Origin of the sequence: Synechococcus sp. Cruz-7E5 (assembly GCF_024345995.1) — a bacterium.
Taxonomy (GTDB): domain Bacteria; phylum Cyanobacteriota; class Cyanobacteriia; order PCC-6307; family Cyanobiaceae; genus Regnicoccus_A.
In genome coordinates this window covers 434,900-458,282 of sequence record NZ_JAGQCE010000001.1, presented here as the reverse complement: position 1 = coordinate 458,282, position 23,383 = coordinate 434,900, and the positions used below count along the sequence as shown (strand labels likewise).

Sequence of the window (23,383 nt, the reverse complement as noted above, 5' to 3'; positions counted from 1 at the left end):
GATGACGGCCATTCAGTTCTTTCGCGGGATGGACGAACCCGTGGTTCCCGATATCCGGCTGACCCGCTCCCGTGATGGACGAACCGGGCAGGCCCTCTTCGTGTTTGAGCAACCCCAGGCGCTTGCTCCTGAAACGATGGGCGACATCACTGGGATGTTCCTGCTCGACGAGGAGGGCGAGCTGGTGACCAGGGAGGTGAAGGCCCGGTTCGTGAACGGCAAACCCAGCGCCCTTGAGGCCACTTACACCTGGAAGACGGAGCTGGATTTCGACCGGTTCATGCGCTTCGCCGAGCGCTACGCCGCCGGCCATGGCCTTGGTTTTGCCGATAAGGATGGCGATTCAGAGACCGATCAGGCCAGCCCCGATCCGGCCGCTGAGGGCGGGCCCACAGAGGTTTGAAATTCGGCCAGTGGCTGGGCCTGGCGGCGATCATCGCTGCCGTCGCATTGCTTTGGAGTCTGCGGGGGTTACTGCTGCAGCTCTTTGCCGCGGTGGTGCTGTCCTTGGCGATCTGCACCCTGGTGGGGGCGGTGCGTGCGCGGCTGGGCTGCTCCAGGCCCCTCGCCCTCACCATCAGCCTGGGGACGGTGGCCCTGGTTCTGGTGGTGGGTGGTGCGGTGCTGATTCCACCTTTCGTGGAGCAGTTCGCCGAGCTGCTGGCCAAGCTCCCCGATGCGGCGGATGTGCTGATCGGCCTTGCCCGTCGGACGCTGACCAATGTGAGCCGGATCCTCTGGGGTCGCCATGACGGCTCGCTGGAGTGGCTGCAGCAGCTCTGGCCGGCCAGGGGCCCCAGCCCCGATGTGTTGGCCGGTGGCCTGGGCGGCGGTGCCCTGCGGCTGCTGGGCCTGGCGAGCAACCTGGGCACCGGCACCCTGCAACTGGTGTTCGTCCTGGCGGTGACCCTGATGCTGGCGGTCCAGCCCACCGGCTATCGCGATGTGCTGGTGCTGCTGGCCCCCTCCTTCTATCGCCGGCGTCTGCGCCAGGTGCTCGACCTCTGCGGAGCGGCCCTGAGCGACTGGATGGTGGGGGTGGCGATCAGCTCGGTCTGCGTGGCTCTGCTGGCGGGCATCGGTCTGTCGCTGCTTGGGGTGAAGCTGGTGGTGGCCAATGCCCTGCTGGCTGGTCTGCTCAATGTGATCCCCAATGTGGGGCCCACCCTGAGCACGATCTTCCCGATGTCGGTGGCCCTGCTCGACGCCCCCTGGAAGGCCCTTGCCGTTCTGGGTCTTTATGTGGTGGTCCAGCACCTGGAGAGCTATGTGATCACCCCGTCGGTGATGCACGCCAAGCTTCGGCTGCTGCCCGGCCTCACCCTCACCGCCCAGTTCCTGTTCACCGTGATCTTCGGACCGCTGGGCCTGTTGCTGGCCTTGCCGATGGCGGTGTGCGTGCAGGTGATAGTGCGGGAGGTGGTCATCCACGACATTCTGGATCCCTGGAAACGCCAGCGCTTGTCCCCGTGAACGGCCGTGCCCTGCTGGGGACCCTCGCCCTTGTGCTGCTTGCCCTGCTGGTGTGGGAGCTGCGCTGGGTGCTGCTGGTGCTCTTCGGGGCCGTGGTGCTGGCGGTGGCGCTGGATGTGCCGGTGAGCCTGCTGCGCCGCCGGCTGCCCTTGAACCGCCCCAGCGCCGTGGCCCTGGTGATCGTGACCCTGGTGGTGGTGGGCTGGAAGGTCTCGGAGCTGTTGCTGCCCGAGCTTCTGCAGCAGGCCAATCAGTTCACCCAGCTGCTGCCGGTGTTGCTGGAGCGCCTCGGGGATCTGGCCGGCGGCTCCATGGCGTTTCGCAGCTTCGAGGAGCGGTTGCTTGAGCTGGCCACCTGGGACAAGCTGCAGCCCCTGGGCACCCAGCTGCTGGGAGTGGCGGGGGGAGCTGCGAATTCAACGATCCAGATTCTGCTGATGGTGCTGCTGGCCATCCTCTTGGCCCTGGATCCCAGGCACCACCAGCGGCTGGTGCTGGCTGCCACTCCCCAGTTCTGGCGTGAGCAGATGCGCTCGCTGTTGCGGGAATCGCGCGATGCCCTAGGCGGCTGGCTGGCGGGGATGACCATCTCGGCGGTGGCGGTGTTCCTGCTCACCTGGGCGGGACTGGCACTGCTGCGGGTGCCCCTCGCCCTGCTGAGTGGACTGGTCTGCGGGCTGCTCACCTTCGTGCCGACGATCGGCCCGACGGTGGCAACGGCCCTGCCCCTGGCGGTGGCCCTGCTGATCTCTCCAGCCAAGGTGGCGCAGGTGCTGATCTTGCGCCTGCTGCTGCAGAACATCGAAGCCTTCGTGCTCACCCCGCTGCTGCTCAGCCGCACGGTCAACCTCCTGCCCACTGTGGCCCTCATGGCTCAGCTGAGCCTTGGTGCCCTGCTGGGGCTGCCGGGGGTGCTGCTGGGGCTGCCGCTGGTGGTGGTGCTGCAGGTGATCTTCCAGCGGGTGCTGGTGGAGCAGGTGATGGACCGCTGGACCTGATCAGCGGTAGTGCCTGATCAGGCTGGGGGTGAGCAGCAGCACCGATACGGCCAGAGGGTGCTGCTGAATCGCCGTGAGCATGGCCGACCATGTGAAATGGTCGGCCAGCAGCCGCAGTTCCGCCCTGAGATCGCCCAGGGCCAACAGAACAAGCAGCACGGGGATGAGCGGCGGGAGGCGCCGCATCAAGCTGCGCCGGCAGGGGCCGCCCCATCCTCTGGAGCTGATCCCACGAAGCCCTTGCCGCTGAGCAGGGGCAGCAGGGTGGGGGCCACACCGATGCTCGACCAGCTGCCGACACTGATGCCGACTGTGAGGGCCACGGAAAACCAGAACAGACTGCTGCCCCCGAAGAAGAGGATGCCGAGCAGGGGCAGCAGGGTGGTGAGCGAGGTGTAGATCGATCGGGTCAAGGTGGCATCGACGGCCACATCCACCTGATCACTGAAGGGGAAGGCCCCAAGACTTTCTTTCTGCTCCCGGATCCGGTCGAACACCACCACGGTGTCATTGACTGAATAGCCGGCGACCGTGATCAGGGCCACGGCGAAGAGGGAGTCCACCTCGATTCCCAGCAGCAGGCCGAGCCAGGCGAACAGCCCGGTGGTGATCAGCACATCGTGGGCCAGGCAGAGGATCGCCAGAAAGGCGAAGACCTTGTCGTAGCGGAAGGTGATGTAAAAGGCGATGGCAGCAAAGCTGAGCAGCAGCGAGATGAGGCTGCTGCGCAGCAGCTGGGCCCCGAGGGTGGGTCCGATGGTGTCCACAGACGTGCCGCCATCCTTGAAGGGGCCCAGGCTGGTGGCCAGCTGGCCGATCAGGGCAGTCCCCTGAACAGCACTCAGGCTGGGCAGGCGCAGCTCGATCGAGCGGCCCTGATCCAGAACCTGCACGGGTGCCCCCCGCAGGGCTGGAGCTGCGGTGCCTTCATCGCTGGGAAGCTTCAGGCTTTCAAGCTGTTCAGCCACCTGGGGCACAGTGATCCCCGAGCAGCTGGGCTCGCAGGCCCGCTCCAGCTGGATGCGGGTGCCACCGGTGAAATCGAGGCCAGGCTTGAGCGGAGCGCCGATGGCGGGGTTCAGCCAGGAGAGGCTGATGCCGACCAGGCTGATCACACAGGCCGCCAGTGAACCCCACCAGGCGATGCGCCTGTGGCGCGTAATCCGGAAATACTGGATCGGCGGCAATGCTGACGATCCCGACGGGGAGGAAGTCATGGGTGCTCAGGCGGCTGTCGAGGGCAGCTGGTGACTGGGCAGGAAGTAGCTGGGGCGCCGCAGGGCGGGGTAACTCATCATCAGGCGCAGTAGGACGCGGGTGCAGGAAAGGGCGGTGAACAGGCTCAGCAGCAGACCGATGCCGAGGGTGACGGCAAAGCCTTTGACCAGGCCAGTTCCGAGTGCAAAAAGGGCAATGCAGCTGATCAGGCCGGTGACATGGCCATCGAGGATTGAGGAAAAGGCCAGGGAGAAGCCAGTGTCGATTGAGCGGATCAGGGTGTTGCCCGAGCGCAGCTCCTCCTTCACCCGCTCGAAGATCAGCACATTGGCGTCCACCGCCATACCGATAGAGAGGATGAAGCCCGCGATGCCCGGCAGGGTGAGGGTCACGGGGATCAGGGCGTAGCTGGCCAGGTTGAAAAGGGCGTAGAGGCTGAGGGCCAACACGGCCACAGCCCCTGGCAGCCGGTAGACCACCACCATGAACACTGCCACCAGTGCCAGGCCCGCAAGGGCGGCCACCAGGCTGGTGCGGATGTTTTCAGCCCCCAGCAGGGGGCCGACGGTGCGCACCTCGATGATCCTCACAGGAAGTGGCAGTGAGCCGCCCCGCAGTTGCACCTCCAGGTCGCGGGCTTCTTCGGCCGTGAAGTTGCCGGTGATGCTGGCGGCCCCCCCGGTGATACCGGCCGCAGCGAACTCCTGGCTCACAGAGGCTTCGCTGATCGAGCGGCCATCGAGAACGATGCCGAGCAGGCGGTTGCTGCCGGCGATCGACTGGGTGAGCTTGGCGAAGGCCTCGCCTCCCTGGCGGTTGAAGTTCAGGGTCACGTCCCAGCCGGTGCCGGTCTGCTGCTGTTGTCTGCCGGCGCTGACCAGGTCTTTGCCGGAGAGCAGAGCCGGCTCGTAGAGGGCCACCACCCGTTTGTTCACTTCATCGAGCAGGGCTTCGATCTGCTCGGTTTCACCGGCCCCTGCCGGCACAGCCACCCCGAGCTCCCGCAAGGCCTTGGCCAGATCCTCGGCGGGGAAGCTGGGGGCCGGAGCCGATGGCTGGTCTGGGGCCACGGGCTCAGCCGGATCCGCTGGGGTGCGCCGCCGACTGAGGTCGAGCACGGACTGGGCCTGGCGTTTGAGCCGCAGCAGCCCCTGCATCTCCTGCTCGGTGCCGGGCTTCTGGGCGCGGAATTCGAGCAGAGCGGTGGTGCCGAACACCTTGGCGGCCCGGGTGGGATCCTGCTCGCCCGGAAGCTGCAGCACCAGTTGGTCCTCACCGATGGTCTGGAGGGTGGATTCGGCCACGCCCAGACCGTTGACGCGACGGTCGAGCACCTCCTTGACGGCCTCCAGCTGCTCTCGCTTCACCGTTTTGATGGCGCCCGCCGGCAGTACCTGCAGGGTGAGCTGGCTGCCGCCTCGCAGATCGAGACCGAGCTGCAGGGGGAAGCTGAAAAGAACGGCCCCGGCTGCGATCGCCAGGGCCAGGATCAGGGCAAACAACCCCTGCTGGCGTGCCATTTCAGATCTTGCCTGCCTTGAGCTGGCGGGCCGCCGCGACGATCTGGTGGGGCTGGATGATCGTCAGATTCTCGAGGGCGCCGTTGTAGGGAGTGGGGATGTCCTGGCTGGACAGGCGTACGGGCCGGGCGTCGAGATCATCGAAGCAGTGCTCGGTGATCAGGGCCAGCAATTCGGCGCCGATGCCGCCGGTTTTCATGCACTCCTCAACCACCAGCACCTTGTGGGTCTTGCGAATCGAGCGGGTGATGGTGTCCATGTCGAACGGTTTAAGGCTGATCAGATCGATCAGTTCCACACTCACACCATCTGCCTCCAGCTGCTCCACCGCCTTGAGGCAGTGGTAGCGCATCCGTGAATAGGTGAGGATCGTCACGTCCGTGCCTTCCTGCACCACCTCCGCCTGGTCGAGGGAGCAGATGTAATCCCCCTCTGGAATCTTCTCGCTCAGGTTGTAGAGGAGCACGTGCTCGAAGAACAGCACTGGGTTGTTGTCGCGGATGGCGGCCTTCATCAGGCCCTTGGCGTTCGTCGGGGTACTCACCGCCACGATCTTGATGCCCGGCACGGCGTGGAAATAAGCCTCAAGCCGCTGGCTGTGCTCAGCCCCCAGCTGACGCCCCACACCACCGGGACCGCGCACCACGGTGGGAATTGTGTAGTTGCCGCCGCTGGTGTAGCGCAGCATTCCCATGTTGTTGGAGATCTGGTTGAAGGCGAGCAGCAGGAAACCCATGTTCATGCCCTCCACGATCGGGCGCAGGCCCGTCATCGCGGCACCGACGGCCATGCCGGTGAAACTGTTCTCGGCAATAGGGGTGTCGAGCACCCTCAGTTCGCCGTACTTCTCGTAGAGGTCCTTGGTGACTTTGTAGGACCCTCCGTACTGGCCGACGTCCTCCCCGAACACACACACGTAGGGATCGCGGGCCATCTCCTCGTCGATGGCGTCGCGCAAGGCGTTGAAGAGAAGGGTCTCGGCCACGGACGGTGTGCGAACCCGGCGAGTGCCGGTGGAGCGGCCAACTTATCTCAGGCGTCGGCTCCCGGCGGTTGGTGATCGGGCTCAGCCCCCGGCGGCGAAGGTGGCCAGCAACAGCACCGAGAGCAGCATGCCAGGAGAGAGCAACAGGGCCAGCAGGCCGAGGTCGTGGGGAGTCATGGCTTTGTCAGGCTCTTTGTCAGCTTAGGAAGCCTCGCCCTTTTCAACCGGCAGCAAGCTGCGAATGAAGACAAGGCTCAGCCCCAGGGCGACGAAGGCAAAGGTGAAGGTGGCCAGAAAACTCATGCCCACCACCAGCGTCTTCATGGCCGTGCCGATGCTCTGGGCAAAGGCCTTGCTGTAGTGCGGCGGATGCAGGCTGTACCAATCCACCACCCGCACGCTCAGGCCCAGGCAGACCCAGGCCAGCAGCCCACTGGTGAGGGCGCCGGAGAGGAAACTGAGTGGTCCCTTGCGCGGGGCGCCTGGCTGGGACTCTGTTGGCTCCGGAGTACTCATGGGGCCTGGTCTGGTTGCACGATCCTCACCCCCATGCTGCGGCAGCGGCAGCACCAGACCTCGAATCCTCCATCGGCGAGGAGATCCCTGAGCTGGTCACGGGCTGCCTCGGCCCGCGCCAGTCCAGCGAAGAGGGCGAACAGGCTGGGCCCTGACCCGCTCATCGCCACCGCCAGGGGATCGATCGCCTGGCGCAGCAGGGCCAGCCCCGTTCGCACGCTCTGCTGCTCCGGCTCCACCACCGCCTGCAGGTCGTTGCGCAGATGCGGCAGGGCTCTCTCCCCATGCAGAGCGGCCAGCAGCGCTCCATCGCGCAGGCTCTGCCGCCGTTGTTCGAAGTCGCTCTCGCATTCGAGATAGAAGTCTCCCCGCAGCTCACGGCAACGGCCATAGGCCCATGGAGTGGAGACACTGGCGGCCGGGTCCTTGATCAGCAGCACCCCCAGCTCTTCGGGCCCCTGGGGTCCCAGGGCGCGCGGACCTGCGTCGGACAGGGGCACCGGCTCGAGGATTTCACCCCGGCCGAAGCAGAGCTGGGTGCCGCCGGAGAGGGTGAAGGGCACATCCGAACCCAGCTCCGCCGCCAGCTGCTGCAGGGTGCAGTCGCCGAGCTGGAGCCCCCAGAGCCGGTTCAGGCCCAGCAGGGCAGCGGCTGCGTCGCTGGAGCCGCCGGCCAGGCCGGCGCCGATCGGAATGCGCTTCTCCAACTCGATCGTGGCCCCAAGCTCCGGTCGGCCGGTGTGCTGCCTGAGCAGCTGGGCGGCCCGCACCACCAGGTTGCTCCCGTCGGTGGGAAGGGTGCTGTCGTGGCAGCGCAGCACGATCGCCCCATCGCTTCGGGGCTCGATGGCCAGGCGATCGGCCAGATCGAGGCTCTGCATAACCATTGCCAGCTCATGGAAGCCATCGGTCCTCAGCCCGAGCACTTCCAGATGCAGGTTGATCTTGGCCGGAGCCTCCACCAGCAGGGGGGCCGAGCGGGTGTCCGCTGAGAACGGGTCAACCATGGGCGGTTGGATCGGGGATGGGTGAGATCGACTCACGTGGGCTCTGTGGCGAGAGGTACAGCTGGCGGGTCAGCTCCACCCAGCGCTGGGGGGAGAGCTCCTGGGGCCGCTGCTGGAGGGAGACCCCAGCCCGCTGGGCCCGCTCGCTCAGCTCCCCTTCGGGCCAGAGCCCGGCCAGACTGTTCCTCAGCATCTTGCGACGGGCTGCGAAGCATCGCTTGAGCAGGCCTTCGAGCCGCCCGGCCTGCTCCGGATCCAGCTGCTCGGATGGCGGCAGGGGATCGAGCACGATCACCTCCGACATCACCCGCGGTGGCGGCTGGAAGCAGCGGGGTGGCACAGCGCAGACCGAGCGGCAGTGCGCCAGCAGTTGGAGGCGCACGCTCAGGGCGCTGAAGGCGCTGCTGCCGGCCACCGCCCGGATGCGCTCGCCCACTTCCTGCTGCACGAGTAGCACCAGCCGCCGATAGGGACTGGCCAGGGGGCGGTCAAGCCGGCCGACCAGCCGCTCCAGCAACGGACCGGTGATGTTGTACGGGATGTTGGCCACCACCTTCTCCGTCGTTGGTAGATCCAGGCGCAACACGTCACCCTCCAGCAGTTGGAAGCGTTTGTCGTCAGCGAACTGGTGGCGCAGGCCGGCCACCAGGTCCCGGTCGAGTTCGATGGCATGGAGCTCTGCCAGTGATGTGGCCAGGAGCCGTTCCGTGAGGGCTCCGCGGCCCGGGCCCACCTCCAGCACCCGCTCTCCCGGCTGCAGTTCCGCTGCCGCCACGATCCGCTCCAGCACGCTGCCGTCGGTCAGCCAGTGCTGACCGAAGCGCTTGCGGGTGTGATGGCCCCCGAAGGACATGGGCATGACTGGCGGGCCTTCCAGATTGCCCGGCCGGGCGGCTGATCTCTGGCTATCTCTGGCTCACAGACCTGCCCGGCTGCGATGGCACCCGTTCTCATCAGTCCTTCGATCCGCCCCGTCCGCTTCCCCAGCTCTAGCTCTCTCCTGGTTCGGTGGTTGCCGTGGTGGCTGGGCTGTTTGGCCGCCGTTCTGCCCTGCCTGGTTGGGCTGGCGCCGGCCCGCTCCGGCAGCGTCAGCGCTGACTCGGTCTGGGATAGGGGCAATGCGCTTCAGCGGGCCCGGCAACTGGTGCCGAAGGGGGCCATACCGGGCCGGCACCGCTGTCAGGAGATGACTGTGGGCATTGGCAACTTCCGCTACCGCTGCACAGTGGAGTTCAGCCAGCCGCCAATCGAGCAGCGCACTGGTCCTCCAGCAGATCAGCCAGCAGATCGGCCAATAAATCAGCCAACAGATCAGCCGGCAGGTCTCTGACAGGGAGTCATTCTGCCGCTGCATGGGCCAGCGAGTTCTCAGCCGTTCCCCTGAGCTGCGGTGAGTGCTTCGAGCCGCAGCCAGCGCACCGCACCGCCCGCTGGCGGCAGGGGGACCAGGGCACAGACCACTTCCAGAGGCAGCTGGGCCTGCTCCGGGTGCTCGGCCAGCCAGCAACTCAGGGCCCTGGCCAGCCGCCGCCGCTTGATCGCTCCAAGGGCGGCCACCCCCCAGCCATCGGCGCCGCAGCGGCGGCGGCCCTTCACCTCCACCAGCAGCAGTCGGCCAGGCTTGGTCACCACCAGGTCCAGCTCCCCCCAGCGGCAACGCCAGCGGCTGGCGAGGAGCCGCCAGCCCCGCTGTCGCAGCAGTCGCCAGGCGCGCTGCTCAGCCCAGACTCCAGGCAGGGCGCTGCGGCTTCTGGCGCGTTGCGTTCTGCTCTGGAGCAAGGGTCTGGTCACCGGCTTTTCCTAGGGTTCCCTTGCTGTCTCGTCCATGTCATGGCTGCCTCGCTGCGTTCCCTGGTCTCGGGCTTGGTGGCCTGGATGGGCTGCGGCCTGCTGGCGCTGCTGTTGTTGCTGCAGGCTGCTCCGGCCACTGCCGCGATGGACTACGCCAAACAGGTGCTGATCGGCGCTGATTTCCACGACGCCGACCTGCGGGGCGTCACGTTCAATCTCACCAACCTGCGCGACGCCAATCTCTCCGGTTCCGATCTGCGCAATGCCAGCCTGTTTGGCGCCAAGCTTCAGGATGCCGACATGCATGGTGTCGACCTGCGCGAGGCCACCCTGGATTCGGCGGTGCTTGAAGGCACCGACCTGCGCGATGCCGTGCTGGAGGATGCATTTGCGTTCAACACCAAGTTTGTGAACGTGGCGATCGAGGGGGCAGATTTCACCAACGTGCCCCTGCGCGCGGATGTGCTCACGTCCCTGTGTGCCATCGCCAGCGGCACCAACCCCGTCACGGGCCGTGCCACCCGCGACACCCTCGGCTGTTCCTGACCCCAAAGCCCCTGCTGCCATGAGCTTCGACGCCCACAGCCTCGAGCGCCTCCGCCAGCTGGGCCGGCAGCTGCCCCAGCCCCTGCCTGCACCGGTGCCGCCTGCCAGTGCCAGGCCCAGGGCCAGTGAGCAACGCCACCAGGTGGAGCTGGAGCGTGACCCTGAGCAGCTCTTCCGCGAGCTGATGCAGGTGAGCCCAGACGGCAACGTTCCGCCCCACCTGATGGAGCGTCTGCGCGGCCTCGAGGCAAGCCGTTCGGCCCAGCAGGGAAGTGAGCGGCGCGCTCAGGCCGGCCAGGCCGCCAGCCCAGCCAGCCAGCCCAGCCGGCGATCAGGCCCCGGCCGCAGCACTCCCCCCAGGGCTGACCCCAGCCTGGCGGCGGAGCACGCCGATCTCTACACCGCTTTTCATTCCCTGCTGCTGGAAGACGAGGGAGAGGATTGAGCGACGGCGATATGGCAACCGCCCGTCGCTGGGGACCGCTCTGAGATGGCGATCATCCGTGCCCGCGGGCTTGGTAAATGCTTCCGGGTGGCTGACAAGCAGCCGGGTCTGGGAGGAACCCTGCGCCATTTCTTCGCCCGCCGGCTGAAGGACATCCCGGCCGTAAAAGACGTCAGCTTCACGATCGAGTCCGGCGAGGTGGTGGGCTTCCTGGGCGCCAATGGCGCCGGCAAGACCACCACCCTCAAGATGCTCACCGGCCTGATCGAGCCCAGTGCCGGGGAGGTGGAGGTGGCCGGTTACAGGCCCTTTCGCCGCCAGGCGGCGTTTCTGCGCACGATCACCCTGGTGATGGGCCAGAAGCAGCAGCTGATCTGGGATCTGCCTCCGCTCGATTCCCTGCGGGTCAATGCGGCGGTGTATGGCATCAGTGAGGCCGAAGCGCGCCGCCGCATCGACGAACTGGCCGAGATGCTGGAGCTGGGGGAGGAGCTGCGCCGGCCGGTACGCAAGCTCTCTCTCGGCCAGCGCATGAAGGCGGAGTTGCTGGCAGCGCTGCTGCATCGCCCCTCCGTGCTTTTTCTCGATGAACCCACCCTCGGGCTGGATGTGAATGCCCAGGTGCGGGTGCGTGAGTTCCTCGCCGATTACAACCGTCGCACCGGCGCCACGGTGCTGCTCACCAGCCACTACATGGGCGACATCACTGCGCTCTGCCAGAGGGTGCTACTGATTCATCAGGGCCAGCTCTTCTACGACGGCAGCCTGCAGGAGCTGACCCAGCAGCTCGCTCCCTACCGGGAAGTCTGCTGCGATCTTGGGGCGGTCTATCCGCCGGAGGCCTTCCGTGGTTTCGGCGAACTCGAATCTCTGGCGGGCCACCGGGTGCGGCTGCTGGTGTCAAGGGATCAGCTCACGGGAACCATCTCCCGGTTGCTCTTGACCTTTCCGGTGCTCGATCTTGAGGTCAATGATCCGCCGGTTGAGGAGATCATCGGCCGCCTCTTCCGTGAGGGAGCGGTGGCATGAACCGGACGCTGCGGCTGGCGCGGGTGCTGCTCTCGGTTCAGTACGCCTACATGCTCGAGTACCGCGCCGAGATCGCGCTCTGGGCCCTCTCCGGCCTCCTGCCCCTGATCATGCTGGCCCTCTGGAGCGGTGCCGCTGCGGCCGCTGATCTCAGCCTCAGCCCGGCGGAGCTGAGCCGCTATTTCCTGGCGGCCTTCGTCGTGCGTCAGTTCACTGTGGTGTGGGTGATCCATGTCTTCGAGGAGGACGCTCTGCAGGGGCGCCTCTCCCCCTACTTGCTGCAACCGCTCCATCCCTTCTGGCGCTATCTGGCTGCCCACATCGCCGAGCAGGCCACCCGGGTGCCCTTCGTGCTGGCGATCGTGCTGGCGGTCTGGCTGCTTGGGGCGGGAGCAAGCGGCTGGCCGCCGCCCTCCACCTGGTTGCTGGGCTTGCTGGTGATCCACCTGGCCTTTCTGCTGCGCTTCCTGTTGCAGTCGGTGATCACCATGGCCTGCTTCTGGAGCGAGCGAGCGGCGGCCCTGGATCGCCTGCTGCTGATCCCGTACCTGTTCCTCTCCGGGCTGGTGGCGCCGCTCGAGGCGTTTCCCCCCGGATTGCGCCGTCTGGCTGCGGCCACTCCCTTTCCTTCGATGGTCGACTTTCCGGCCCGGCTGCTCTCCGGCGGCGAGGTGGATCTGCTGGGGGGCCTGGCGACCTTGGCCGCCTGGATGGCCCTGCTCCTTCCCCTCTACCTGCTGCTCTGGCGCGCCGGACTGCGGCGCTATGCGGCGATGGGGGCCTGATGGGCCGTTATCTGCGCTCCCTGCGGGAGTTCTGGTCGTCGTCGCTGGCGATCGAGCTGGAGTATCCGGCCAATGCGCTGATCGAGCTGCTCTCGGTGCTGGGCAACCTGGCTGGCAGCGTGGTGGTGTTGGCCTTGTTCTATGGCCGGGGCCATGGCCTTGGCGGCTGGAGCTGGGACGAGGCCCTGGTGGTGCTGGGGATCTACACCCTGCTCGACGGCTTCACCAGCACCCTGCTCCAGCCCAACCTGGGGGCGATCGTGAACCATGTGCGCACCGGCAGCCTCGATTTCGTCTTGCTCAAGCCGATCGACAGTCAGTTCTGGCTCTCGGCCCGGAGTTTCTCCCCCTGGGGCCTGCCAGGAGTGCTGGCGGGACTGGCGCTGATTGTGCTGGCGGCGAGACGAGCGGGGGCCAACCCATCGCTTCTCACCCTGCTGGGCACCACCCTGCTGTTGCTGTGCAGCGCCCTGATCCTCTACAGCCTCTGGTTCGTGCTGGCGGCCACCAGTATCTGGTTCGTGAAGGTCTGGAATGCCACCGAGGTGCTGCGCAGCACGTTGGTGGCCGGCCGCTTTCCTGTCAGCGCCTATCCCCCTGCCCTGCGCACCCTGTTCACCCTGGTGTTGCCGGTGGCCTTCCTCACCACTGTTCCGGCGGAAGCGATCCTGGGTCGCGCCACCATCCCCTGGATGCTGGCGAGCCTGGGGATGGCGATGGTGTCCCTGGGTCTCAGCCGTGGCTTGTGGCGCCATGCCCTGCGCTACTACACCTCGGCATCCAGTTGACAGAGATGGTGACGCCGGAAGGATCACAATGAGACCTTGGCCGTGGTGCGGTCTCCCCTTGGCTCCGGCGGCGAAACCCGTGGTAAATCAACGAGAAGGCCGGCTCCACGGCCATGGGGGGCACCATCAGGAGCAGCACCGCACGTCCCGGGTGGGCTGGCTGCGTGCTGCCGTGCTCGGGGCCAATGACGGCATCGTCTCCACCGCCAGCCTGCTGGTGGGGGTGGCGGCGGCTGAGGCCGACCACGCCGCGATCATGCTCTCCGGAGCAGCGGGACTGGTGGCCGGAGCGATGTCGATGGCGGCCGGTGAATACGTTTCGGTCAGTTCCCAGGCCGACACCGAGCAGGCCGACCTGGCCCGGGAGCGTCAGGAACTCGTTGATGACGCGGCGGCGGAGCTGGCCGAGCTCACCGGCATCTACGTGCATCGGGGTCTGGAGCCAGAGCTGGCCCATGAGGTGGCGCTGCAGCTCACCAGCCACGATGCCCTCGGCGCCCATGCCCGCGATGAGCTCGGCATCACCGATGCTCTGGCAGCCCGGCCGGTGCAGGCGGCCCTCGCCTCGGCGGCAATGTTCTCGATCGGCGCGGCGCTGCCCCTGGTCACGGCTTCCCTGCTTCCCGCCTCCCGGATCGTGGTGGGGGTCTCGTTCACTTCGCTGCTGTTCCTGGGCGTCCTGGGTGGGGTCTCCGCCCAGGCTGGTGGCGCAAAGCTGAAGACAGCCATCCTGCGAGTCACCGTCTGGGGGGCGCTGGCGATGGGGGCCACAGCCCTGATCGGCACCCTGCTGGGGGTCTCCCCCTGAGCGAGTCAGATCGACTGAGCGACTCAGATCAACGCCTACACCGATAACGTCCTGCCTGCGACCAGCCACCGGTTACCGCCATGACAGCTCCCCACCGTCGTTGGTCTCTGCTCGCTCTGGCGGGTCTGCCGTTGCTTGTGATCGGCGCCCACGCGGCGTTCGCGCCGCGATTGCCGGGGCCCGTCCTGGCGGCCGTCGAGGCGCCCTCTCCGCCCGCTTCAGCCCCAGAGCCCCCCCCGGCTCCAGTCATGGTGCTGCTGCCCTCTGACCCGAGCCTGCCCCTGGCGGCCGATGGTCGCCACTATCCGCTCGTACCCAGCGATCCCCAGGTCGTGGCAGAGCTGCTGGTGTCGCTCGAAGAAGCCCTGCGCTCGCCTGAAACCTCTTCTGAATCGTTGCCTGCCCTGGGCCACCAGCACCAGGTGATTCTTCGGGTGCTGGCGGAGCGAGAGGTCCAGGCCCAGGAAGTGCGGCGGCGCCTTCCCCCCCGCTGGCAAGCGGTGCTCGACCATCACCTGGGGGCCCGCCGGGCCTTCCTCTCCATGCGCCGTCGCGGCCCGGGGAGTGCCACCCTGCCGGCCTGGCGGATCGTGGCGCCGGAGCCGGCGGAGAATCTGCTGCGCTACTACCGCAGCGCGGCTACAGCCACCGGCATCGACTGGGAAGTGCTGGCAGCAGTCAATCTGGTGGAAACGGGAATGGGCCGCATCGATGGGGTGTCGGTGGCTGACGCCCGCGGGCCGATGCAGTTCCTGCCCACAACCTGGGCGCAGCAAGGCGTCGGCAAGGGGAACATCCGCGACCCCCATGACGCCATCCATGCTGCCGCTCGTTACCTGGTGCGCCGAGGTGGGCTGAAGGACATTCGCAAGGGGCTCTGGGGGTATAACAACAGCGACTATTACGGCAAGGCCGTTCTCCATTACGCCGCCCTGCTGCGCGAGGATCCCGCTGCTTACACCGGCCTTTACCACTGGGAAATCCACTTCGCCTCCAACGCAGGTGATCTCTGGCTGCCCGTGGGCTACTCCCAGACCAAACCGATTCCGGTGGCCCTCTATCTCCAGCGCTTCCCGTCCAGCGCTCCGCCTGCGGCCAACCGTGGTGGCTGAGTTGGCGATGGCTGAGCCGCCCATAACCCGCTGGAATGAAGGAGCTTGTCGGTTTGACCCTCGGCCTCGACTTCGGGATCAGAGTGGCCCCTGGGATCGCAGGCATGCCAATGGCAGTGGTGGTGAAGACCTCGTCGCCGGGCGAGGCCGAGTCCCTGGCGGTGTCGTTGAGCAGCCTCACCGCTCTGGTGGTGTGCTTTCTGGTGCTGGCCCTCGGGGTGGGTCAGATCAGCGCGGTGATGCCGAGTCTGGCGGGGGCATCCGCCGCCGACTCAGGCCGCCCTTGAGGATCTGCTGGAGCCGTAGCCGCTGGTGCTGTGGTGGACTGACCAGATGAGCGCACGTTTGGTGCTCGGTCCCGTGCACGTCTGCCCGCAGGTGCGGGAATGGCTGGATCTGGAAACGCTGCAGCGCCTGGTGGCCCGCCATCGCCGCGGCGACTGGGGCGAGGTGGATGCCCGTGATGCCAGGGCCAACACGCTGGCGGCCTACCACCAGTGCGGCCGGCTGCGCAGTGTCTACAACCTGGGGCAGGGGCTGTGCATCTGGGTGATCACCGACCATCTCGGCACCGACAGCCTGCAGACCACCGTGCTCATCCCCGCCGATGAGTGATTCGACGCTTCCCAGCGACGAGCACGCCTTGGTACTCCGGGCGGTTGCGGAGCGCTTCGATCTGGGCGGCCATATCAGCGGGATCGAACCCCTGGGGCACGGCAACGTCAACGACACCTATCTGGTGCGGCTGGGGGATCCTCCCCGCCCCGCCGCTGTGCTGCAACGGGTGAACACCCAGGTCTTCGCCAGTCCCGAACTGGTGATGGCCAACCTGGTGACCTTCAGCGATCATGTGGCCAGACGGCTGCGTGAGGCCCCAAGCGAGCTGGCCGGGCGACGCTGGGAGGTGCCTCGGGTGTTCCAGGCCCGCGCTGACGGCCGCCCCTGGGTGTGGGAAGGCCCCAGCTTCTGGCGGGCCCTGGGCTACGTGGAGCGGGCCCAATCGCTGGAGCGGATCGGCCACAGCGGCCATGCCCGTGAAATCGGATTCGGCCTGGGCATGTTTCACCGGTTGATCAGTGATCTGCCCGTTGAGAGCCTGGCCGACACCCTGGAGGGGTTCCACATCACCCCCACCTACCTGAACCAGTTTGATCAGGTGTGCGGCCAGCAGGAACCCTCCCGTGATCCTGAGATCAGCGACTGTCTGGCCTTCGTTGAGCAGCGACGCTCCCTGGTGCCCGTGCTTGAGCAGGCCAAAGCCGCTGGAATCCTGCGCCAGCGCCCGATCCATGGCGATCCCAAGATCAACAACGTCATGCTCGATCTGGAGGGAGACCAGGCTGTCGCCCTCGTCGATCTCGACACCGTCAAACCCGGGCTGGTGCACTACGACATCGGTGACTGCCTGCGCTCAGCCTGCAATCCCCTGGGAGAGGAGACAGCTGACTGGAGGGCGGTGCACTTCGATGTGGGCCTCTGCGAGGCCTTGCTTGGGGGCTATGGCAGCGTGGCCAGCTCCTTTCTCACTCCCGCTGACTATGACCACATCGTAGTGGCGATCCGATTGATCAGTTTTGAGCTGGGCTTGCGCTTTTTGACAGATCATCTTGCTGGGGATGTCTACTTCAAGACCCGATACAGAGGCCATAACCTGCTGCGGGCACGGGTTCAGTTCCAGCTCACCGAGAGCATCGAGCAACAGCAGGCTGCGATCGAGGCCGTCGTGGCCGCGATCCGATGAAGGCACCCTGCCCAGAGCACCCTGAGGTGGCCTGGCAGTCGTTTGTCCTGCATCCCTTCCAGCCTGAAGGTGAACCGGCAGGCCCGATTGTCTCCGGCCCTGCCGGCCCTGGAACTGGCCTGGAGCTGACGGGACAGATCCGGCGGCGGGCGGGGACCCTGGAGCTGGCCATGCGCCTGGTCGGTGATCTCGCGTCGGTGGTGCTGGCTGCGCCCTCATCACGGCCCGAGCGCCGGGATGATCTCTGGCGCAGCACCTGTTTCGAGCTGTTCATCGCGGCGGCAGGTGAGCCGGTGTACAGGGAAGTGAACCTTTCGCCCACTGGCCACTGGAACGTCTACCGCTTCAGCAGCTACCGCCAGGGGATGGAGAACGAGCCCTGCCTGCAGGCGTTGCCCTTCGAATTCAAGTCTGTGCCCGGGTCGATCGAGCTGGCTCTGGCCTGGCCGCTGCCTGACGACCTTCGCGCCGCAAAAGCATGCCTTGAGGTCGGAGTGTGTGCGGTGATCGAGCAACGCCAAGGGCAGCTCAGCTACTGGGCCCTTACCCATCCCGGCGATGAAGCCGACTTCCACAGGCGCGATGGCCTGCTGCTGCGCCTCTGATCAGCGTCCCTGGCCTGGGGCGCCGCCGGAGCGGCTGATAGGTGGAAGGGCCCAGAGTGAACCACCACCCCAGGCCCCTGCCCGAAGGCATCGTCATCGTGACATGCCGATCCAGCACCATCTTTGCATCTGGATTCATCATCAAATCCCGAACCAATTATTTATCCGGATTCCAACAACAGAACAGCCGTCAGTTGTACTCGCCTGGCATGTCCTGCTTGGTGATCGTCACCCTGCCGATGCGCTTGCCGGAGGCCCGCAGCAGTTCGTCTCCGGAGACATCGAAGCCCAGGGAGGCGGCGATCCTGGCCACGTCATCGGCGGTGGAGGCACCCAGCACCTGCCGCCTGAGTTCGCCATCGTCCTGAACCCTGGCGAGGAAGGCCCTGAGTTGCTCCTGGGACATGGCGGGCGGGCCGAGCGCGATGGCTCCCCAGCATGGCCCCCCTGGAGAGCGAGGACGAAGGCGCCTGTTCACTCTGGCCTGGGGCTGCCTGAGCTGAGCACCTCACGGATCAGATCAGCCCCCACGTCGTTGTGGATCTGCACCTTGCCGATCTCGCTGGGCAGCACGAAGCGCACCTGGCCGCTTTTCACTTTCTTGTCGCTCAGGAGGGTGCGCAGCACGGCTTCTGGTTCAAGGGGCGGCAGCTGCAAGGGGAGGCCGGCCTTGGCGATCAGGTCACACTGCCGCTGCTGATCGGCCGGGCTCCAGAGGCCCATGGCCACCGCCAGGTCGCCGGCCGCCACCATCCCCAGCGCCACTGCTTCGCCATGGAGGTAAGTGCCGTAGCCACAGAGGGTCTCCACCACGTGGCCAAGGGTGTGGCCGTAGTTGAGGATGGCGCGCAGGCCACCTTCGCGCTCATCGGCGGCCACCACGCGAGCCTTGGCTGCGGCGGATCGCTCCAGCAGCCAGGGCAGCAGGGTGTCGCCCACCGACTTGAGGCTGGAGAGGTCTTCGGCGGCTTCAAGCTCGCTGAACAGCTGGGGATCACCGATCACGCCGTACTTGATCACCTCGGCCATGCCCGCTCGGAATTCCCGCTCCGGCAGTGTGGCCAGGGTGCTTGGATCGATCAGCACCAGCAGTGGCTGGTGGAAGGACCCGATCAGGTTCTTGCCGCCGGGGTGGTTCACCCCGGTCTTGCCGCCGATCGAGGCATCCACCATCGCCAGCAGGGTGGTGGGGACCTGCACCACCGCGATGCCGCGCAGCCAGGTGGCGGCGGCAAATCCCGCCATGTCGCCGATCACCCCGCCGCCGAGGGCCACGATCAGGGAGCTCCGCTCCAGCCGCCGGGCCTGGGCCACGTCATGGATCAGAGCCACACTGGCGGGTGTTTTCTGATCTTCCCCCGCATCCAGCACCAGCAGGCTGGGATCCAGCTCCGCCTGGCGCAGGCTCTCGAGCACCCTGAGGCCGTAGAAGCCCTCCACCACCGGGTTGGTCACCACCAGCACCTTGGTGGCTGCCGCCATTCCCCTGGAGCGGATCTGGGCGCCGAGCTGATCGAGGCTGCCCGCGCCGATCACCACGGGGTAAGGCTGGCTGCTGAGGGCCACCTCGATCGTGTGGATGGGGTTGACAGCACCGGCTGCTCCGGCGGTTGCCGTTGGGCCGGCGGCCCCGGTGGACTCGATCGAAAGCGCGGGGATCATCACCGGGGCCGACACGGCGGACTCATTCGCCAGGCTAGGTCTGGGCTCCCCATCCCTTGATCACCGCCAGCACCGCCTCGCCGTAGCGCTCCAGCTTGGCCGCGCCGATGCCACTCACCTGTGCCAGGTCGTTCAGCTCGGCCGGACGCCGCGCCGCCAGCTCCACCAGGGTGCGGTCGTGGAACACCACATAGGGGGGCACCCCCTGTTCCAGGGCCTGCTCCCGGCGCCACGTCTTGAGGGCCGCCACCAGTTCCGGTTCGGCCTCCGCATAAGCCCCGGCAGCAGCCGCAATGGCCGGCCTGCGCTCCTGGCGCGCCGGCGTGGCGGGCAGCTCCAGGGTCAGCTCGCCCCGCAGCAGCGCACGCACCCGGGTCTCCTCCCCCCAGCGCAGCCCGCCGCGGCCATCGGGTACCGGCTCCAGCCATCCCTGGCTGGTGAGCTGCCGCAGCAGGGTGCGCCACTGCTCGCGGGCCAGCTCCTTGCCGACGCCGTACACACTCAGATCCTGGTGGCCCAGGGAGCGCACCCGGGCGGTGTCGGCGCCCAGCAGAACGTCAGTGAGATGGGCGGCCCCGAAGCGCTGGCCGGTGCGGAACACCGCTGAGAGCGCCTTCTGGGCGGCCACGGTCCGGTCCTCCAGCACCTGGGGCTCGAGGCAGCGGTCGCAATTCCCGCAGGGGTCGGCCAGCACTTCGCCCAGATGGGCCAGCAGCACCTGGCGGCGGCAGCCCGGCGCTTCGGTGAAGCCCAGAAGCGCATCGAGCTTGCCGTGCTCGATCCGCTTCTGGGCGGCCTCGGCGTCGGAGTCCTCGATGAAGCGCCGCAGCTGGGGTACATCCCCTGGCCCGTGCACCATCCAGGCCGTGGCCGGCAGGCCGTCTCGCCCTCCCCGGCCGGTTTCCTGGTAGTAGGCCTCCAGGCTCTTGGGCAGATCCAGATGGGCGACGAAGCGCACATCGGGTTTGTCGATACCCATGCCGAAGGCGATCGTGGCCACCACCACGACGCCACTGTCGTTGCGGAAGCGGCTGAGGGCTCTGGAGCGCTGGCCGGCGTCCATTCCGGCGTGGTACGCCACCGCATCGTGGCCGGAGGCCTGAAGCAGGGCAGCGAAGCGGTCGACGCGGCTGCGGGAGCGGGCGTAGACAATGCCTGCGTCGCCCCGGAACTCCTCCAGGAAGGCCAGCAGCTGTTCCTTGGCCTCCAGCTTCGGCCTCAGCAGGTAGCGGATGTTGGGCCGATCGAAGCTGGCCAGGAACACCCGTCCCTGCTCGAGGGCCAGGCGCTGGATGATCTCGCTGCGGGTACGGGGGTCTGCGGTGGCGGTGAGGGCCAGCCGGGGAACCTGCGGAAAGCGCAGGGCCAGGGCCTCCAGCTGCAGATACTCGGGGCGGAAGTCGTGGCCCCACTGGGAGACGCAGTGGGCCTCATCAATGGCGAACAGGGCCAGGGGCCTCTCCTGCAGCCGCTCCAGCAGACCTCCGTTCAGCAGCCGCTCCGGTGAGACGTAGAGCAGATCCAGCTCGTCGCGCAGAAGGTTGCGCCAGAGGGCGCTGGACGCCTCAGCCGCCAGGCCGGAGTGCAGCGCCGCCGCCCGCACCCCGGCCTGGCGCAGGGACTGGACCTGGTCGTCCATCAGAGCGATCAGGGGCGACACCACCACCGCCAGTCCCTCTCGGCAGAGGGCCGGCACCTGATAGCAGAGCGATTTGCCGCCACCGGTGGGCATCAGCACCAGACCGGAGCCGCCGGCGATCACGTGGTGCACGATCGCCTGCTGCGGACCACGGAAGTGGTCGTAGCCGAACACCTCGCGCAGCACCCGCAGCGGGTCGCTGCCGCCGAAGCTGGTCTGCACGGCCGTGAAACTCGTCATGGTGCGTCCCACAATGGCCCCATGGATGGTTCCCCCGCTGCTTCGCCTTCGTCCCACCGCCTGGGAATCAGGGTGGGCCGCAGCGCCACGGCCTGGGGCTTTCTGGCTCCGGCGCTGCTGCTGCTGAGTGTTTCTGTGCTGATCCCGGCCGCGATGGCCCTGGTGATCAGTTTCACTGCCACCGGCCTGGATGTGAGCGAACCGCTGCGCTTCGTCGGTCTGGCCAACATCCGGCGGCTGCTTGCCGACCCGGTGTTCCTGCAGGTGCTGGGTACCACCTTCCTCTATCTGGTTGGGGTGGTCCCACCGATCGTGCTCGGCTCCCTCACCCTGGCCGTGCTGGTGAATCGCCAGTTGCCCGGCATCCATCTCTTCCGAGCCGCCTTCTATACGCCGGTGCTGGTGTCGATCGTGGTGGCGGCCATCGCCTTCCGCTGGCTCTATGCCGAGAACGGCCTGGTCAACGGTTGGCTGGCCGCCTGGCTGGGGGACGCCTTCACGCCGATCGGCTTTCTCACCACCCCCTGGCTGGCACTGCCTGCCGTGATGCTGGTGACCCTCTGGAAGGGCCTGGGGTATTACATGGTGATCTTTCTATCGGGCCTGCAGGGCATCTCCCCGGAGCTCTACGAAGCCGCCGCCCTTGATGGCAGCGAGGGCTGGCGGCGACATCTCGACATCACCCTGCCGCTGCTCCGGCCCTACCTCACTCTGGTGGGGGTGATCTCAGCCATCGCCGCCACCAAGGTGTTCGAGGAGGTGTATCTGATGACCCAGGGGGGGCCGGCCGATTCCACCCGCACCATCGTCTATTACGTCTACGACCAGGCCTTCTCGGAGCTGGACATCAGCTATGCCTGCACGGTGGGTCTGGCCCTGTTCCTGATCGTGATGATCTTCAGCCTGCTGCGCTTCCTGGTCGCGGGCGAGAAGGGCTTCAGCTGAGGGAGTCAAGGCTGATGGTCAGGGGAGTGGCAAGCTGCTGAATTGGCGCGCGGCCCGGTGCCGTGTGGTCCGTGAGGTCAGCGATGGGCGGCAGTATCGGCGTGGTGGGGGGCGGCCAACTGGCCTGGATGCTGGCGGCGGCGGCACGGGAGCAGGGAGTTGAGCTCCATGTGCAGACCCCGGAACTCTCCGATCCGGCCGCACGGCTGGCCACCAGCGTGGTGCGGGCAGCGCTGGACGATCTGGCGGCCACCCGCAGCCTGGCCCAGAGGACATCTGCGATCAGTTTCGAAAACGAATGGCTCGATCTCGACTCCCTCGCTCCGCTCGAGCAGGAGGGCGTGGTGTTCATTCCCCGGCTCGATTCCCTGGCGGATCTGGTCTGCAAGCGCCGCCAACGCCAGCTGCTGGAGCGGTTGCGCCTGCCCTCGCCGCGCTGGTTCCCGCTGGAGCAGATGCTCACTCCCCCGGCCCCGGCCCCAGCAGAGCAGGGTGATCCTGCTCTGGCCGGGGTCCGTGACGGCGCCGGCGAAGCGGCGGAGCCGGCTCTGCCCCAGCCGCCCCGGCTCCCGGCCGGGTTCGACTTTCCGTTGATGGCAAAGGCTGTGCGGGGTGGCTACGACGGGCGCGGCACCCGGGTGATCCGCAGTCAGGCGGAGCTGGAGGCCCTGATCGAGGCGGTGGATCCAAGCCTGTGGCTACTGGAGGAGTTCGTGGCTTTCGAGCAGGAGTTGGCGTTGGTGGCCTGCCGCGATCATTTCGGCGCAGTTCAGTGCTACCCCTTGGTGGAGACGCACCAGCACGATCAGGTCTGCGACTGGGTGCTCGCCCCCGCTGCCGCCAGCCAGGCGGTGGAGGCCCGCGCCCGCAATGTGGCGGCCTCGCTGCTGGCCGCCCTCAATTACGTGGGAGTGCTGTCGATCGAATTCTTCTACGGACCCTCGGGGCTGCTGATCAATGAGCTGGCGCCGAGGACCCACAACTCCGGCCACTACACCATCGAAGCGTGTCTCACCAGTCAGTTCGCCCAGCAGGTGCGCATTGTCTCGGGAGAGCCCCTGGGGGACACCTCCATGACCATGCGCGGCGCGTTGATGGTGAACCTGCTTGGTTTCGAGACCTCCACCGCGGCCTACGCCAGGCAACGCCAGGCCCTGGAGGCCCTTGCCGATGTCCATTTGCACTGGTACGGCAAACGTCTGGCCCGGCCCGGGCGCAAGCTGGGTCACCTCACAGTGGAGCTCAAGGCCTCAGGTGCGGCCGAGCGGGTCCGTGAGGCATCACTGCGATTGGCTGAGGTACGGGCGATCTGGCCACTCCCACCGGCTCGTACCCCTTAGAGTTTGCGAGGACTGCTGTGTTGGTGACTGCCTTTCACAGTTTTCTGATCTGACTCCCTCTTCGACGTGGGTGGTCTGTCGTGACGGTGACGTACACCGGCCTCGTTGCCGGAAACGAAGCCCCACTTTGATCACCCCTCTGGTACTACCAGGTCGAACACTGGGGCAAGACGGCACGGCGGTTCACCCC

Annotated in this window: 27 protein-coding genes and 1 other RNA gene; 17 read left to right on the top strand and 11 right to left on the bottom strand. The window is 66.9% G+C overall.

Going from position 1 to position 23,383, the window contains the following annotated elements; all coding sequences use genetic code 11:
* Position 1: 1 nt before the first annotated feature.
* From psb28 to KBY77_RS02255, 3 genes are read left to right on the top strand one after another with little or no spacing between them, the layout of a single operon-like run.
* Positions 2-403 carry a photosystem II reaction center protein Psb28 gene (gene psb28, locus KBY77_RS02265; RefSeq protein WP_255101962.1) on the top strand — a complete coding sequence of 134 codons (402 nt, stop codon included), beginning with the start codon at positions 2-4 and terminating at the stop codon, positions 401-403.
* Entirely contained in the window at positions 400-1,473 is a 1,074-nt protein-coding gene (locus tag KBY77_RS02260; RefSeq protein WP_255101961.1) for an AI-2E family transporter, read from the top strand. Before psb28 ends, KBY77_RS02260 begins: the two co-directional genes overlap by 4 nt.
* Positions 1,470-2,471 carry an AI-2E family transporter gene (locus KBY77_RS02255; protein ID WP_255101960.1) on the top strand — a complete coding sequence of 334 codons (1,002 nt, stop codon included), beginning with the start codon at positions 1,470-1,472 and terminating at the stop codon, positions 2,469-2,471. Before KBY77_RS02260 ends, KBY77_RS02255 begins: the two co-directional genes overlap by 4 nt.
* Here KBY77_RS02255 and KBY77_RS02250 read toward each other — a convergent pair whose 3' ends face one another.
* From KBY77_RS02250 to KBY77_RS02215, 8 genes are all read right to left on the bottom strand, one after another.
* Entirely contained in the window at positions 2,472-2,657 is a 186-nt protein-coding gene (locus KBY77_RS02250) for a hypothetical protein (protein ID WP_255101959.1), read from the bottom strand.
* Positions 2,657-3,688 carry a protein translocase subunit SecF gene (gene secF / locus KBY77_RS02245; protein WP_255101958.1) on the bottom strand — a complete coding sequence of 344 codons (1,032 nt, stop codon included), beginning with the start codon at positions 3,686-3,688 and terminating at the stop codon, positions 2,657-2,659. The genes KBY77_RS02250 and secF overlap by 1 nt, the downstream gene beginning before the upstream one ends.
* Positions 3,689-3,694: 6 nt before the next feature.
* Positions 3,695-5,209, bottom strand: coding sequence for a protein translocase subunit SecD (gene secD, locus KBY77_RS02240; protein WP_255101957.1), 1,515 nt, complete (start codon positions 5,207-5,209; stop codon positions 3,695-3,697).
* Position 5,210: 1 nt separating this feature from the next.
* The gene (locus tag KBY77_RS02235) at positions 5,211-6,194 is read right to left on the bottom strand and encodes a pyruvate dehydrogenase complex E1 component subunit beta (RefSeq protein ID WP_255101956.1); all 984 of its coding nucleotides are present in this window, start codon (positions 6,192-6,194) and stop codon (positions 5,211-5,213) included.
* A 201-nt stretch (positions 6,195-6,395) separates the two neighbouring features.
* A complete protein-coding gene (locus tag KBY77_RS02230; protein WP_255101955.1) occupies positions 6,396-6,710 on the bottom strand; it encodes a DUF3082 domain-containing protein in 315 nt (104 codons plus the stop codon).
* Positions 6,707-7,717, bottom strand: a complete 1,011-nt coding sequence (gene ispE, locus KBY77_RS02225) for a 4-(cytidine 5'-diphospho)-2-C-methyl-D-erythritol kinase (RefSeq protein WP_255101954.1) — start codon at positions 7,715-7,717, stop codon at positions 6,707-6,709. Before ispE ends, KBY77_RS02230 begins: the two co-directional genes overlap by 4 nt.
* The gene (gene rsmA, locus KBY77_RS02220) at positions 7,710-8,570 is read right to left on the bottom strand and encodes a 16S rRNA (adenine(1518)-N(6)/adenine(1519)-N(6))-dimethyltransferase RsmA (protein ID WP_255102065.1); all 861 of its coding nucleotides are present in this window, start codon (positions 8,568-8,570) and stop codon (positions 7,710-7,712) included. Before rsmA ends, ispE begins: the two co-directional genes overlap by 8 nt.
* A gap of 515 nt (positions 8,571-9,085) precedes the next feature.
* The gene (locus tag KBY77_RS02215; RefSeq protein WP_255101953.1) at positions 9,086-9,508 is read right to left on the bottom strand and encodes a YraN family protein; all 423 of its coding nucleotides are present in this window, start codon (positions 9,506-9,508) and stop codon (positions 9,086-9,088) included.
* 39 nt (positions 9,509-9,547) lie between these two features.
* Between KBY77_RS02215 and KBY77_RS02210 the strand changes: the two genes are divergently transcribed.
* From KBY77_RS02210 to KBY77_RS02160, 11 genes are all read left to right on the top strand, one after another.
* A complete protein-coding gene (locus KBY77_RS02210) occupies positions 9,548-10,054 on the top strand; it encodes a pentapeptide repeat-containing protein (protein ID WP_255101952.1) in 507 nt (168 codons plus the stop codon).
* 19 nt (positions 10,055-10,073) lie between these two features.
* Positions 10,074-10,499, top strand: a complete 426-nt coding sequence (locus KBY77_RS02205) for a hypothetical protein (RefSeq protein ID WP_255101951.1) — start codon at positions 10,074-10,076, stop codon at positions 10,497-10,499.
* Positions 10,500-10,550: 51 nt separating this feature from the next.
* Complete coding sequence (locus KBY77_RS02200) at positions 10,551-11,528, top strand: ATP-binding cassette domain-containing protein (RefSeq protein WP_399212083.1); 978 nt, start codon at positions 10,551-10,553, stop codon at positions 11,526-11,528.
* Entirely contained in the window at positions 11,525-12,313 is a 789-nt protein-coding gene (locus tag KBY77_RS02195) for an ABC-2 family transporter protein (RefSeq protein WP_255101949.1), read from the top strand. The genes KBY77_RS02200 and KBY77_RS02195 overlap by 4 nt, the downstream gene beginning before the upstream one ends.
* A complete protein-coding gene (locus KBY77_RS02190; RefSeq protein WP_255101948.1) occupies positions 12,313-13,101 on the top strand; it encodes an ABC transporter permease in 789 nt (262 codons plus the stop codon). Before KBY77_RS02195 ends, KBY77_RS02190 begins: the two co-directional genes overlap by 1 nt.
* A 79-nt stretch (positions 13,102-13,180) precedes the next feature.
* A complete protein-coding gene (locus KBY77_RS02185; protein ID WP_255101947.1) occupies positions 13,181-13,909 on the top strand; it encodes a VIT family protein in 729 nt (242 codons plus the stop codon).
* Between the two features lie 80 nt (positions 13,910-13,989).
* Positions 13,990-15,021: a lytic transglycosylase domain-containing protein gene (locus KBY77_RS02180; RefSeq protein WP_255101946.1), complete on the top strand. Its 1,032-nt coding sequence runs from the start codon at positions 13,990-13,992 to the stop codon at positions 15,019-15,021.
* A gap of 35 nt (positions 15,022-15,056) precedes the next feature.
* Positions 15,057-15,308: a hypothetical protein gene (locus tag KBY77_RS02175; RefSeq protein ID WP_255101945.1), complete on the top strand. Its 252-nt coding sequence runs from the start codon at positions 15,057-15,059 to the stop codon at positions 15,306-15,308.
* A 46-nt stretch (positions 15,309-15,354) separates the two neighbouring features.
* On the top strand, positions 15,355-15,636 hold the full coding sequence (locus tag KBY77_RS02170) for a hypothetical protein (RefSeq protein WP_006171565.1): 282 nt from the start codon (positions 15,355-15,357) through the stop codon (positions 15,634-15,636).
* Positions 15,629-16,762: a phosphotransferase enzyme family protein gene (locus tag KBY77_RS02165; RefSeq protein WP_255101944.1), complete on the top strand. Its 1,134-nt coding sequence runs from the start codon at positions 15,629-15,631 to the stop codon at positions 16,760-16,762. Before KBY77_RS02170 ends, KBY77_RS02165 begins: the two co-directional genes overlap by 8 nt.
* Positions 16,759-17,367, top strand: coding sequence for a DOMON-like domain-containing protein (locus tag KBY77_RS02160; RefSeq protein ID WP_255101943.1), 609 nt, complete (start codon positions 16,759-16,761; stop codon positions 17,365-17,367). Before KBY77_RS02165 ends, KBY77_RS02160 begins: the two co-directional genes overlap by 4 nt.
* Before the next feature lie 190 nt (positions 17,368-17,557).
* On the opposite strand, the gene KBY77_RS02155 is transcribed toward KBY77_RS02160, so the two are convergent.
* The 3 genes from KBY77_RS02155 to recQ all read right to left on the bottom strand — a co-directional run bounded on the left by KBY77_RS02155 (position 17,558) and on the right by recQ (position 20,908).
* Complete coding sequence (locus tag KBY77_RS02155; protein WP_255092820.1) at positions 17,558-17,773, bottom strand: Nif11-like leader peptide family natural product precursor; 216 nt, start codon at positions 17,771-17,773, stop codon at positions 17,558-17,560.
* 68 nt (positions 17,774-17,841) lie between these two features.
* Entirely contained in the window at positions 17,842-19,029 is a 1,188-nt protein-coding gene (gene aroB, locus KBY77_RS02150) for a 3-dehydroquinate synthase (protein ID WP_255101942.1), read from the bottom strand.
* A gap of 34 nt (positions 19,030-19,063) precedes the next feature.
* Positions 19,064-20,908, bottom strand: a complete 1,845-nt coding sequence (gene recQ, locus KBY77_RS02145) for a DNA helicase RecQ (protein WP_255101941.1) — start codon at positions 20,906-20,908, stop codon at positions 19,064-19,066.
* Between the two features lie 21 nt (positions 20,909-20,929).
* Between recQ and KBY77_RS02140 the strand changes: the two genes are divergently transcribed.
* From KBY77_RS02140 to ssrS, 3 genes are all read left to right on the top strand, one after another.
* A complete protein-coding gene (locus tag KBY77_RS02140) occupies positions 20,930-21,853 on the top strand; it encodes a carbohydrate ABC transporter permease (RefSeq protein ID WP_255101940.1) in 924 nt (307 codons plus the stop codon).
* Positions 21,854-21,936: 83 nt separating this feature from the next.
* Positions 21,937-23,193, top strand: coding sequence for a 5-(carboxyamino)imidazole ribonucleotide synthase (locus KBY77_RS02135; protein ID WP_255101939.1), 1,257 nt, complete (start codon positions 21,937-21,939; stop codon positions 23,191-23,193).
* 6 nt (positions 23,194-23,199) lie between these two features.
* A non-coding RNA gene (ssrS, locus tag KBY77_RS02130) (6S RNA) lies at positions 23,200-23,382 on the top strand.
* Position 23,383: the final 1 nt, after the last annotated feature.